11 protein-coding genes are annotated in these 12,946 nt (G+C 47.3%); 7 read left to right on the forward strand and 4 right to left on the reverse strand.

Annotated features, from left to right (window positions below; all coding sequences use genetic code 11):
- Positions 1-309 precede the first annotated feature (309 nt).
- Positions 310-930, forward strand: a complete 621-nt coding sequence (locus tag WJT86_RS08505; RefSeq protein WP_346337137.1) for an acetate uptake transporter family protein — start codon at positions 310-312, stop codon at positions 928-930.
- A 67-nt stretch (positions 931-997) separates the two neighbouring features.
- Here WJT86_RS08505 and WJT86_RS08510 read toward each other — a convergent pair whose 3' ends face one another.
- The 3 genes from WJT86_RS08510 to WJT86_RS08520 form a co-directional block, all read right to left on the reverse strand.
- Positions 998-2,008, reverse strand: a complete 1,011-nt coding sequence (locus WJT86_RS08510) for a MaoC family dehydratase (RefSeq protein WP_346337138.1) — start codon at positions 2,006-2,008, stop codon at positions 998-1,000.
- Between the two features lie 54 nt (positions 2,009-2,062).
- Positions 2,063-3,286, reverse strand: a complete 1,224-nt coding sequence (locus WJT86_RS08515) for an MFS transporter (protein ID WP_346337139.1) — start codon at positions 3,284-3,286, stop codon at positions 2,063-2,065.
- Between the two features lie 140 nt (positions 3,287-3,426).
- Positions 3,427-4,602 (reverse strand): MBL fold metallo-hydrolase, encoded by a 1,176-nt coding sequence (locus tag WJT86_RS08520; protein ID WP_346337140.1) that lies wholly within the window; start codon positions 4,600-4,602, stop codon positions 3,427-3,429.
- Between the two features lie 285 nt (positions 4,603-4,887).
- On the opposite strand from WJT86_RS08520, the gene WJT86_RS08525 reads away from it, so the two are divergent.
- On the forward strand, positions 4,888-5,454 hold the full coding sequence (locus WJT86_RS08525; RefSeq protein ID WP_346337141.1) for a UbiX family flavin prenyltransferase: 567 nt from the start codon (positions 4,888-4,890) through the stop codon (positions 5,452-5,454).
- Positions 5,455-5,571: 117 nt separating this feature from the next.
- A complete protein-coding gene (locus WJT86_RS08530; protein WP_346337142.1) occupies positions 5,572-6,321 on the forward strand; it encodes an SDR family NAD(P)-dependent oxidoreductase in 750 nt (249 codons plus the stop codon).
- Between the two features lie 49 nt (positions 6,322-6,370).
- Here the strand turns inward: WJT86_RS08530 and WJT86_RS08535 are convergent, their stop codons facing one another.
- Positions 6,371-7,666 (reverse strand): SLC13 family permease, encoded by a 1,296-nt coding sequence (locus WJT86_RS08535; protein ID WP_346337143.1) that lies wholly within the window; start codon positions 7,664-7,666, stop codon positions 6,371-6,373.
- Between the two features lie 193 nt (positions 7,667-7,859).
- Here WJT86_RS08535 and WJT86_RS08540 point away from each other — a divergent pair, with 193 nt between their 5' ends.
- The 4 genes from WJT86_RS08540 (at position 7,860) to WJT86_RS08555 (ending at position 12,819) form a co-directional block, all read left to right on the forward strand.
- Entirely contained in the window at positions 7,860-8,159 is a 300-nt protein-coding gene (locus WJT86_RS08540; protein ID WP_346337144.1) for a GNAT family N-acetyltransferase, read from the forward strand.
- Between the two features lie 156 nt (positions 8,160-8,315).
- On the forward strand, positions 8,316-10,016 hold the full coding sequence (gene aspT, locus WJT86_RS08545) for an aspartate-alanine antiporter (protein WP_346337145.1): 1,701 nt from the start codon (positions 8,316-8,318) through the stop codon (positions 10,014-10,016).
- Positions 10,017-10,084: 68 nt separating this feature from the next.
- Positions 10,085-11,725: a bifunctional aspartate transaminase/aspartate 4-decarboxylase gene (locus tag WJT86_RS08550; RefSeq protein ID WP_346337146.1), complete on the forward strand. Its 1,641-nt coding sequence runs from the start codon at positions 10,085-10,087 to the stop codon at positions 11,723-11,725.
- A gap of 110 nt (positions 11,726-11,835) precedes the next feature.
- Positions 11,836-12,819 carry a glutathione S-transferase family protein gene (locus WJT86_RS08555; RefSeq protein ID WP_346337147.1) on the forward strand — a complete coding sequence of 328 codons (984 nt, stop codon included), beginning with the start codon at positions 11,836-11,838 and terminating at the stop codon, positions 12,817-12,819.
- Positions 12,820-12,946: the final 127 nt, after the last annotated feature.

Here is a 12,946-nt window from a genome sequence, read left to right on the forward strand (position 1 = left end):
TATTATTTTTTTCTGAAAAATGATATCAAAAGACACGTATGAATTATTATTGTAATAAGATTTATATATTACAATAATGGTTCTTCGTCATGCTGTTTTTAACAAAATAATACAATATTATATTTGAAATCAAGAACAGGCATGATCAGTAAACTGTTGTACTATTTGGTCGTGAATTCTTGGGGCATTCTTAATCCCGTCGGGATGCGGGGCGACACCACCTCAAGGATTATCTGTAAACAATAACATAAGGCGTATTCTGCCACTCATGGCAGATAAAAATAAACGCCATTATCTAGGGAGATAAACATGAGTCAGAACTCTCAAGCAACCCAATGGGCGAACCCGACACCAGCAGGGCTCGTTGCCCTTGCTGTTGCATGTTTCTGTTTTTATGCCTTGCTGTCAGGTAATGTTGGTCCTTCAGCTTTGCCATTGTTGGGCTGCTGGATGATTGGTGGTTTCGTTATCCAATTCGTTGTCGGGCTTCTTGATTTGAAGTCTAACAATGGCACAGGCGGTAATACATTTTTATTCTTCTCCGGCTTCTTTATGCTGGCTGGTGGTATCGAGATGTTCCTCAAGTTTCAGTACGGCCTGCAAGGCGTGACGCTTGATGGCCGCATTGATGGCTGGGCTTGGCTCGCTCTGACCCTTGTTTTGTGGGGCTGGACACCCGCCTTTTTCAAAACGCCGCTGCCGCTGATTATGATTGTGTTACTGCTTGATATTGCTTTGCCGTTCATTGCCCTGATTGATATCGGTCTGCTGGATAAATCTCTGGCATTTGTTCCGGCATGGTCCCTGTTGCTGACGGGTATGATTGCGGTTTATTTCAGCTCTGCCATTGTAACCAATACAGCATTTGGTAAGTCCGTTTTACCAATTCCCGGTCCATTGGTTCGTGAAGCACTGGTACCTGCTGAGTAATTCAAAAAATAAGGCACGCTCTCGATAACCTGATAGTGTGCCTTCGTATAAAACAGTCGTTTAAAATTTAACGGCTTTTCATCTGTCGAAAGACGATGCTGTCGAATTCAAAAACCCGTTCTCCATTCTGGTTGTTGCCGGTATTATGGCAGGAGAGAAGGCCCCAGCCGGGACGCGAGGCACTTGCCCGGGTTTGGGTGACCGTTGTGCAGTAGCTAATTGTATCATTGGCAAAAACAGGTTTCAGCCATTTCAGGTTTGTGAAGCCCGGGGATGGGCCTTGCGCTGGAACGGGTATTCCTGCCTCCAGCATTTCCTTTTCCAGTCTTCTGGCGAGCTTGGAGGTTTGGCGCATCCAGTTTGCAGCCGTATTCCAGCCCGAGGCGCATAAACCTCCGAACAGGCTATCTTTAGCTGCTGCCGCATCTGTATGAAAATATTGAGGATCAAACTCTCTGGCAAAGCGGATGATCTCTTCTGAAGAGAAGAGATGACTGCCAAGATCAAAAGTCGTACCTGGTATAAACTCTTCCAGAAACAGGATTGCAGATTGTGGGATAGGTTTTTCAGCCGCACTATCAGCTTTTTTTGCAGGGAAAGTAAGGTTTTCCAGCTGGTAATATTCCTCATCCGGATGACGGCGTTTAAGAAATACTGTTCCGGTCATCACAGTTGACAGGGAACCATCCTGTTTTTTCAGTTCCAGTGACATCTTGAGCATGCCAAGGGTCGGACGGCTTTTTAAGGTACGGGCTTCGATGACACTGACGGTAAGATGAACCTCATCATCCGGATATAAAGGTGATATCCACCTTGCCGCTTCAATGCCCGGAGATCCCTGGCTGGTTGTTATGAGAAACAGATGTTCGACAAGTAACCTGTTCGCCAGCGCGCAACTGTGCCAGCCCGAAGAGATCAGGCGTCCGGGAAACGTGTGTTTTGCTGCTTCTGGATCTGTATGAAATGGCTGGTCATCATACTCTTTAGCGAAACGGATGATTGCATCCTGTGTCACTTTCAACGGGCCATAAGTTTCCGTCCAGCCCACATGAAAATCTTCATAAAATAAGGTGCTCATCTGTCTCTTTGACCTGTTATTGAGAAGAAAACGTAACGTGTGGCTAATCCGTGCCTATCGTTCTTTATGATAGCCGGGTTTGGGAACAAACAACATGAGTGCAGCGCCTATCGCCATCAATGCTGATGTCCCAATAAACACTGCACTGATACCAATGTGCCCACCGACAAAGCCCCCGAATAAAGTACCAAGAACCTGACCGATATATTGGGCCGAGATTTGAGTGCCGAGAACACCACCAACAATATTATCCGGTACGCTGTGGCGAACTACACTGGTCACGCAGGGGAGCAGACCTCCAAGAGCAAGACCCATCAGAAAGCGCAGAAAAATCAGTTGCCAGCTGCTGGAGATGAAAGCTTGCGGAATGAGCAGAATAACAGATGCCAGCAGGGCAATTGTAATAACGATATTGGGCCCAATTCTATCGGCCAAGCGGCCAAGTCTTGAGGCTGACAGGATACTCCCCAATGCGGCTGCTGACATGGCAAGCCCTGATATGAAGACGACCTGATCAGGTGGTGTATTAATCTGGGCAACATAGAGCGTGATGATCGGCTCAATTGTCAGATTGGCGAACATCAGCAAAGAGCCAATGAAGAACATCACGATAACGGGTCTCTTATCGGGAATGTCACTCCAGCGGAACTTGTTCTTTATTTTTGGTTTTGTGGGGTCTTTCTTCTCTTCTTTTATCAGGAAGACAGTTGCCAGAAAAGCCAGAAAGATAATCGCACCAGATAACCAGAATGTCTGCTTCAGGCCGACATAATTAGGCAGGGTGCCCCCAATCAATGGCCCAATCAGGCTACCTGCCATAATGCCGGATGAGAGCAGGCCAAGGGCCCATCCTGAGCGGAACTTTGGTGTTTGTGATGCAACCAGAATGACAGAACCTGATGCATAGCCACCGGCAAGCCCTGCGAAAAGCCGCAGGAAAAACAGCTGCCAGATATTTTCTGCCATACCGATCAAAGACATTGCGATCGCCATGCCAAGACTGGCGCGAACCAGCATAACCTTGCGGCCGTATCTGTCACCAAGTCGTCCCCAGAGTGGCGCGACAAGAGCGGCGCTGAAGAAGGTTGCGCCATATACAATTCCCGACCATTGGGCGATGTTGGCATGGCCCGTGACACCGAGCTCTTCCACATAAAGCGGAAGAAAAGGAATCATGATGGTCATGGCGATGATTGTGGTCAGGCAGCCAACAAGACAGACGGCGAGGTTGCGCTTCCAGTAAATGTTTTCGTCTGATGTTGGGGGAGATACTGACATTTTAAATTTGCAAAAAGAGTGGTCGCTCTGAAGCGAAGAGACCCTTCTGTATTGAGAATGGAAACGCTTTGCAAATTATATCACGTAATAAGCAGGGTAAATCGGCCTGCTCAAGAGGGCCGGCCGATTTGAACTGACTGTTATTCAGAAACTCTCAGCGTTCCTTTCAGATTGACGAAGTTTCCGTCTTTTCTCGCAATATTGGTATAGACAATACCTTTATTGTAATCCTGAACATGGGTCACGTTTGAGCCACTCTTTGGCTCGTGCCAATAGACCATGAACACGTTCTTGGCGACTTCAACAGGTGTATAAGTCACGGTGTCAGCAGAGCCTTTAAAGACACCATCGGTCCCGATGAATGACATCGTTTTGTTGTCGGCAAAATTGATATCAAATTTTGTGCCTGCAAAGTCTACCTTCACAGTGTTGCCGATGGCCGGATAAGGAGATTTGACATCCCAAGGAATTTCTCCACGGTAAACTTTTGCACCCATTTCAAGTGATGCTTTGCCGGGTAGATCAGGATATTTCTCGGTCATATAAGAGATAATATCCTGAGAGCTTTTATTTTCTTGAATGGCCTGTTTGAAATTCTTGAGATAGCCCTCAACGAAAGTAAGCGCTTCTGGAGAATAGTCGGCTGTTTTGTAATGGGAGGGAATAACCTGTGATGGGTTAAGGGCCTTCATGCTCTGGATCTGGCTAATCCAGTTGTCGATAGCCGTTTCACTCTGCGCATCGGCAAGCCAGAGATGAGAGCCGGTTGAAACTGAAACACCGCCTAAAACTGTTTTCAGTGGGGCAACCCAGAGATAGCTATGGGCCGGGTCTTTCTTGTCTTCCTTGATATCAATATCAACACCTTCAAGGGTCAGTTTACCTTTGATGGCTTCGGGGACGATTAGCTCCTGAGGGGCATCTTCTTTCAGCTTATCTTTCCAGACTGCAAGCTTATCATCTTTAGAGGCTGAGATGAGATAAGCTGTCTGTGCGGTTGAAAAGACTTTGGCATTCGGGAAGGCTTTTTTGACAGTATCGAGGCCAAAATAAAAATCAGGGTCACTTTGGGAAATGTAGATGGCCTTCAGTTCTTTTCCGGTTTCCTTAATCATGGAAACCAGCTTCTCAGCATGCTGCTTTTGAAACTGGGCATCAACAAGAATAGCGTCTTTATCACCATACAGGATCGTTGAGGTGACTGAGAAAATCCCTTTGTCACCGGGATTGTAGACCTTCACATTTAAGTCACCTGCATATGCTGCAGATGATAATAAAGTAGAGGCGAGGAGACTGGTCGCGACAAGTTTCTTCATAAATCACCTTTAAAAATAGTGAATATTTTTTTAAACACATAATTCATGTATTATTGTTCTGTTCGACCATCTGTGTGCAGATACACGTCGCTTATCAGTACGAAAAATGGCCTGTTATTTATGAAGTATAGATGTGTGGTGATTATCAAGAGAACGCTAGAGTTGATGACGTTTCTTGCCAATAACGTATCATCTTGCCATAACCACATTCAGCAAGCTAACGTCTGTTCAAGAAAGCGGATTATCAGCGCTCCTTGAGAAATAATAATAACCAGTGAGGCCTCAATGGTGGCTCCTAAACGTATTATCGTCGGTATCAGTGGTGCAACGGGATTCCAGTATGGAATATGTGCGCTGCAATTGCTCCGTCCTTTAGACATTGAGGTTCATCTTGTTGTTTCAGAAGGGGCCGAGAGAACCCGTGAGCTGGAAACAGAATATTCACGCAGTGATGTCGATGCACTGGCAGATGTTGTCCATCCTGTCAGTGAACTTGGAGCATCGATCGCAAGCGGGTCATTCCGGACAATGGGGATGCTGATTGCACCCTGCTCAATGCGCACGCTGGCTGCTGTCGCCCATGCTTCTGGTGATAATCTCCTGACAAGGGCTGCGGATGTTGTCTTGAAAGACAGACGGCGTCTCGTATTGATGACCCGAGAGACACCCCTCAGCATGGCACATATCAGGAATATGCAGCTGGTAACTGAGATGGGAGGCATCATCATGCCACCTGTCCCGGCTTTCTATCATCGTCCGCAGACTGTGGATGATATTGTACGGCATAGTGTTGGGCGTGCGCTGGATCTCTTAGGGTGTGATCTGGAAAATTTACCGCGCTGGGGTGAATAACTGTGCAGGTGATGCAGTTCAGGTATCATTCTGGCGTATGATTATTTGTTTAAATTCTACAGCATGTAGTATGGGTTAATCAGGTTTAGCTTCTCGCTGACATATTAGGAGCAGGTTATGGTCGCATTGATTACAGGTGCAACAGCAGGTTTTGGGCGCGCAATTGCTGAGCGGTTTATAAAAGAAGGCATTCGTGTTGTTGGCGTTGGACGTCGGCGTGAGCGTCTTGATGAGCTGACAAAGCAATTTGGTGCAGACAAGTTTTATGGCATTGCAGCTGACGTTAATGACCGTGAAGCCCTGATGGCTGGTATTCGTGCTATTCCGAAAGACTTCGCTGATATTACCATTCTGGTTAATAATGCCGGGCTTGCCCTTGGGCTTGAGCCTGCACAGAAGGCAAGTCTCGATAATTGGGACGAGATGATCCGCACCAATTGTCAGGCTCTGGTGACAGTCACACACGCTATTCTTCCGGGTATGGTTGAGCGTGGTAAGGGCCACATCATTAACATGGGGTCAACAGCTGGTGAATGGCCTTATTTCGGTGCCAATGTTTACGGGGCAACAAAGGCTTTCGTACATCAGTTCAGCTTGAACCTGCGTGCTGATCTGGCCGGAACACCTATCCGTGTCACTAATATTGAGCCCGGCCTTGTGGGCGGTACAGAGTTTTCGAATGTTCGTCTTGGTGATGATGCGAAGGCTGCTGCTGTTTATGCTGGTACTGATCCATTGATGCCTGATGATATCGCTGAGGCTGCTTACTGGGTTGTATCCTTACCGGCTCATGTCAACATCAACACAATGCAGATGATGCCTGTTTGCCAGAGTTTCGCTGGTTTGAGTGTTAATCGCAAAGGCTGAAAGTCAGCTACGTGAAATCAAAAAAGCCCGGTTTGTACCGGGCTTTTTGCTATATCCAGCCAAGCAAAGAAAACCAGAAATAATCAATCGGCAGCAGGACGAGAAAAGTGATCAGCGCAATGGCAAGGCACAGTTTCATTCCATCACGCATTGGCACACGTTCCATTCCCATAGCAACAGCTATGGGTGCAGATTGATATGGCAGGACAGGGGTTGCGTAACCGATTACCTGTATCATCAGAACAGTCACCAATGAGAAGCCGGTGTTGTCTGCCAGTGATTGTGCCAGAGGTGTGTAAAGGGCCGGAACACCGTTCGCCGTAACAACAAAATTCAGTATCGTAGTGAGACCGGCAAGTGAAGCAAAATCACGGAATGGGTAAGCCGGATCAAGAGGAAGAAAACCAAGCAGGTAATCGTTGATAGCCTGCCCAAGCCCTGAGTAAACAACATAGGTTGCAACCCCCAGAATGCCTGCAATGAAAATACAGGTTTTGATATTGATGCCCTTTGCAAATTCTTCTTCATTAAGAAAACCGATTTTTGGCAAGAGACAAAGGCAGGCTGCCGCAAGCCCGACCCATGCCGGCTGAATGCCATGGACAGTATCGGTCATCCAGAGACCGAGTGTAATGATCAGCATAATCGCCAGTCTTTTCTCGGCTCTGCTCATTGGCTTGGTGTCTTCAGTAACCTGGATGGGAGCAGGGGATGCTGGAAACATAATGCAGATACAGGTTGCCAGTACCAGACCTTTGAGTATTCCGAGAACAGGCATATGCAGGAAAAGATATGAGAGGTAGGAGAAGTGTACCTGATAAGCACTCTCAGCCGCACCTGCCATAATCATATTGGGCACATTGGCAGGAAGGATGCTGGCGGATAGCTGGAATGTGCCAAAGCCCACAGCAAGGGCCAGACCGTGACGTCCGGAGGTTCCGGCCCCCAATCCTGCTCGGTCAGCCAGAGCCATAACAATTGGCATCAGGAGAGCGATACGTCCCATATTGGATGGCATGACAAAGGCAAGCGCGTAGGTGAGCAATACAATACCACCAACCATACGTGGCCATGAGCCACTGATATGCGCGGCCAGAAGACGTGCAACGCGATCAGCCAGTCCGACTTTCTTGAGTGCTGTTCCCAGCACAAAGCCACTCAGAATCAGCCAGAAAGCAGATGAACGGAAGCCGGCAAAGATAATATCCGCGGGCGCAAGCGAGAGAACCATTGCAACGGCAAAAAACATCAATGCCGTCAGATACTCGGGTAATTTGGCTGTCGCCCATAATAAGATTGTTACGGAGCAGACAATTGCCGGGATAAATATGGGGCTTGCGGTCACGAAGTTTTCCTCGATTTTATCCGTTTAAGCTCCCAATCTTTGGTTTCCGCTAGACGACTTTAGTTGTGGCACATTTCATTTCTATTTTGTGGAAACGCACATTCCGGTTTGTTCGCTATGCTATAAAATGCAGAACAGCACTAGATTGATGACAGGATATTATCCGTTTCGCCGTTTTAATTAGGAGAGTGCAATGTCTGAAACCGATATCAAGGTTCATGACAATCAGGACGAAAGCCGATTGGAAATTAAGGCTGATGGTCTGTTTGCCGTTGCCGAATATGAAATTACAGGTGATGTGATCGCTTTTACACATACCCTTGTACCCAAGGAATTTGGTGGCCGCGGCTATGGTACAATGCTTGCAGCTGCCTGTATTGAAAAAGCGAGGAAAGAAAATCTCAAGGTTTTGCCTGAGTGCTCATTCATTCATGCCTATATGGCCCGTCATCCAGAAACCCAGAGCCTTGCACATTCCAGTGTCCAGTTTTGATGGCCGGTGAAGACTTTTTTGAAACACCGGATAAGTGATTATCCGGTGTTTTATTTTTGTGGAATAAAAAACTGAACTAAAAGCCAAGTTCAACGTTAGCCCCAAGCATTCATTCAATATGGCAAGCAGCATCTGCAAGGAGCTGTGGGGTTCACTATGTGGTCATGGTTTATCGAAACACTTCGTACTTATCCTGAAATTGCAATCTTTCTATCACTTGCCATAGGTTATTATGTCGGTGGCAAGTCATATCGTGGCTTTAGTCTTGGGGCGGTGACGGCAACCTTACTAAGTGCCATTCTGATTGGCCAGCTCGGGATGACGATCTCAGCTAATGTGAAATCAGTTTTCTTTCTGATTTTTCTTTTTGCTGTTGGATACGGGGTTGGCCCTCAGTTCGTCCGCGGGCTGGCAAAAGACGGAATTCCTCAGGCCATTTTCTCTGCCGTTGTCTGTGTGCTATGTCTTGCTGCTGCCTATGTTGCTGCCAAGATAGCCGGTTATGACCTCGGTTACTCCGCCGGATTATTTGCTGGTGCCCAGACCATTTCAGCCTCCATGGGACTGGCTAATGATGCAATTGTTCGTCTGAATCTGCCCGCTGATCAGACAAAAGAGATGCTTGATGCCATTCCGGTTGCTTATGCCGTAACCTATATTTTCGGCACCATTGGTTCGGCGATTATTCTGGCCCAGATTGGTCCCAAGATTATGGGCATTAATCTTGAGGCAGAATGTAAGCGTTATGAAGCCGAGATGGGTGGGGCCACCCAGAGCTCGGGGCAGGATGATGAAGGTGCTTTATGGCATCAATATCTGTTACGGGCTTATAAGGTTCAGGAATTCAGCAGTGAAATTGGCCGGACAATTGTTGATGTTGAACATTCCATTCCGGGAGAACGGTTTTTCGTCGAGCGGATCCGCAGGGATGGCGCAATAATCGAGACCACGCCTGATACTGTTATTCAGCCCGGTGATATTCTTGCTATCTTTGCACGCCAGCATGTTCTGGTTGACCGCATCAGCCACATCATTCAGGAAGTGGAAGATACGGAGCTGCTGAATATCGCTGAAGAAGGCGTTGATGTTTATGTCACCAGTAAGGAGATTGATGGCAAAACACTCAAAGAGCTCTCTGGTACACCTGCCGCTCACGGTATTTTTCTGCGTACCATTACCCGAGGGGCAACGGCTGTTAACATTCCCGTTCTGCCACAGACAACCATTCACCGTGGTGACATTCTTAAGCTTGTCGGTACGACACGTGAAATTACGGCAGCAGCAAAAACAATAGGTTACATTGATAAGCCTTCCACGGTTGCGGATGTCGCCTTTATTGGTGCGGCTATTGCCATTGGCGCATTAATTGGTGCCGTTGTGTTTAAAGTTGGCGGTGTGCCGTTAACATTATCTACGGCGGGTGGTGCATTGATCTCCGGTCTGGTTTTTGGCTGGTTGCGTTCCATTCACCCGACATTCGGGCGTATTCCGTCTTCAACCCTGTGGTTTATGAACTCTGTTGGCCTGAACATCTTCATTGCGGTTGTTGGGATTTCTGCAGGCCCGAGTTTTGTCGCTGGACTGAAAGCACTTGGAATCAGTCTCTTTCTATGGGGCGTATTTGTCACCTCAGTTCCGCTGTTTCTGTCCATGTATATCGGGAGATATATCTTCCGTTTTGACCCGGCTCTTCTGTTCGGGATTTGTGCCGGAGCGCGTACGACAACAGCTGCCCTTGGTATGATTTGTGAAAGAGCCAAGAGCCAGATTCCGAGCCTTGGATATACCGTGACCTATGCCGTTGGAAATACGCTTCTGACCATCTGGGGCATGGTTATCGTTATTCTTCTTTCCTGATGAATGAGACCCGTTTCCTGCACAGGCTGTGCCGGAACTGATGAAACCTGAAAACAAGTGAGCATACTATGGCTACCAAGAAAGCACCTGAAAAGATCACGCGTAAACAGGAGAAAATACTGGAGAAGCTTTCTCCGTTTGAACTGAAGGATAAGTTTATCCATCTGGCTCAGGAGCATGAGAAAATGGTTGGCGCGAGTGCCGGCGCCATGCTGAATGCCGGTCGCGGCAATCCAAACTGGATCGCAACAACGGCGCGTGAGGCATTCTTTGTTCTTGGAAAATTTGCTTTGAGTGAATCCCGCCGGGTGTGGGAAGCTCAGGATCTTGGCGGGATGCCTCAAAAGGATGGCATTGCCAAAAGATTTAAAAAGTACTTTGCCGATAAAAACGGTGATGGTGCCAGCTTCCTTAAAAAGGCCATCGATTACGGTGTTTCAGAACTGAAGTTTGATGCCGATGATTTTATCTATGAGCTGACAGACAGTATTATCGGTGACAATTATCCTGTCCCCGGACGAATGCTGAAACACGCCGAAATTGTCTCGCATGCCTACCTCATGCAGGAAATGTGTCAGAGCAAACCACCTAAGGGCAAATATGATCTGTTTGCTGTCGAAGGTGGTACGGCCGCTATGTGCTATATCTTTGATACCCTACAGGTTAACCGGTTGTTGAAGAGGGGCGACAAGATTGCGGTTGGAACACCCATTTTCACGCCTTATATCGAAATGCCACAGCTGGAACAGTATGGGCTGAAGCTGGTACGTATTGATGCGGAGGCCATGGATGATTCCGGTATGCATTCCTGGCAATACCCGGACAGCGAAATTGATAAGCTGGCTGACCCTAAAATTAAGGCCTTCTTTATCGCAAATCCGAGTAATCCTCCATCGGTTGCCGTTCAGCAGAAAACCATAGATCGTCTCGTTGAGATCGTTCGGAAGAAAAACCCGAACCTTATTATTATCTCGGACGATGTTTATGGCACCTTTGTCGATAACTTCCGCTCTCTGATGGCTGATCTGCCTCAGAATACGATTGGTGTCTATTCTTACTCAAAGTATTTTGGTGCAACGGGCTGGCGTCTTGGTGTCGTTGCCGTGCATCAGGATAATATCTTTGACAAAATGATAGCTGCCTTGCCGGAAAGTGACAAAAAGGCTCTCAACAAGCGGTATTCATCGCTGACACTGACACCGGAAAAAATGAAGTTCATCGATCGGATGGTTGCGGACAGCCGTCGTGTTGCGCTGAACCATACCGCTGGTCTGTCATTGCCACAGCAAGTACAGATGACGCTGTTTTCACTCTTCGGTCTCTGCGACAAGAAAAATGCCTACAAGAGCCTGACCAAGAAGATTATTCGTGATCGTCTGAATAGCTTCTGGAGCGGATTTACTGAGGCAAAAGAAATCAAGAATGATTTGCGAGCTGGTTATTATACCGAAACGGATATCCTGATTGTTGCTGAGAAGCAGCATGGCAAGGCTTTTGCGAATTATCTCAAGAAGAACTTTGAGCCAATTGATATTCTGATCCGACTGGCTGAGGAATATGGAACAGTGCTTCTGAATGGTGGCGGCTTTGATGGTCCTCCATGGTCGGTCCGTACGTCGTTGGCCAATCTGCCGGATAAGGCTTACGCAACTATCGGACAGGAACTTGAAGCGGTTCTTGCCGGATATTTCCGGGAGTGGAAGAAGTAAACTTTCACAGAACTGTTTATCTTGTACTGGTGCAAACAGGAAACTGCACCAGTGCAAGCTTGTATGCGCTATAACTCTCTCATATTGAATAACAGAGTGGAGAGGTAAGCATGGGCATGCTGATTGACGGAAAATGGGTTTCTGAGACACCCGTTGCGACGAACAATGACAAGGGGCAGTTTGTCCGTGCTGCCAGCTCATTCCGAAACTGGATTACCTCTGATGGTGCTCCGGGGCCAACTGGTCAGGGGGGATTTTCGGCAGAGGCCGGACGTTACCATCTCTATGTTTCACTCGCGTGTCCCTGGGCTCACAGAACACTGATTTTCAGAGCTCTGAAAGGGCTTGATAAGTTTATCACGGTTTCAGTGGTGAACCCTGTGATGCTTGAAAATGGCTGGACCTTTGAAGAGGCTCCGGGTGTTGTGCCCGATGAGCTGAACCATGCCCATTATCTGTACGAAATCTACCGTAGGGCAGATAATCATTATACCGGCAAGGCAACGGTTCCTGTGCTGTGGGATAAGAAACAGCAGACAATTGTCTCAAATGAATCCGCAGAGATTATTCGGATGTTTAATTCAGCCTTTGATAAGGTTGGGGCACTGCCGGGGGATTATTATCCGGAAGGTTTGCGAGCTGAAATTGACCTCCTGAATGATGAAATTTACCCGCGGGTCAATAACGGCGTTTATCGGGCTGGTTTTGCAACGTCCCAAACAGCCTATGAAGAGGCATTTACCCATCTGTTTGCGATGCTTGATAAGCTGGATGATCGGCTGTCACGACAGCGTTATCTGCTCGGCAATACTGTAACAGAAGCAGATTGGCGCCTGTTTACGACGCTGGTCCGTTTCGATCCTGTCTATTTCGGTCATTTCAAATGTAACAAAAAATGCATTGCCGATTACGAGAACCTTTCAGGTTATCTGCGGGATCTGTATCAGCAGGATGGTATCGCGGATACGGTCAATTTCATGCACATCAAGACCCACTATTATGCCAGCCATCGGGCTATTAATCCGACAGGTATTGTTCCTCTGGGGCCTGAAATTCATCTTGATCTTCCGCATATGAGAGCTGCATTATCCTGAGTGTGTTGTGATGACATCAGATAGCCGGTGCGGTTTCGTCACATGTAATAGATGTTGTTCTGATATATTAGAATTGATAGGAAGAATTTATCCATCTGTCTTGATTTGGTGTACCATTTTCTAAGAG

The sequence above is a fragment of the Hohaiivirga grylli genome (assembly GCF_039655745.1).
Taxonomy (GTDB): Bacteria; Pseudomonadota; Alphaproteobacteria; order Rhizobiales; family Beijerinckiaceae; genus Hohaiivirga; species Hohaiivirga grylli.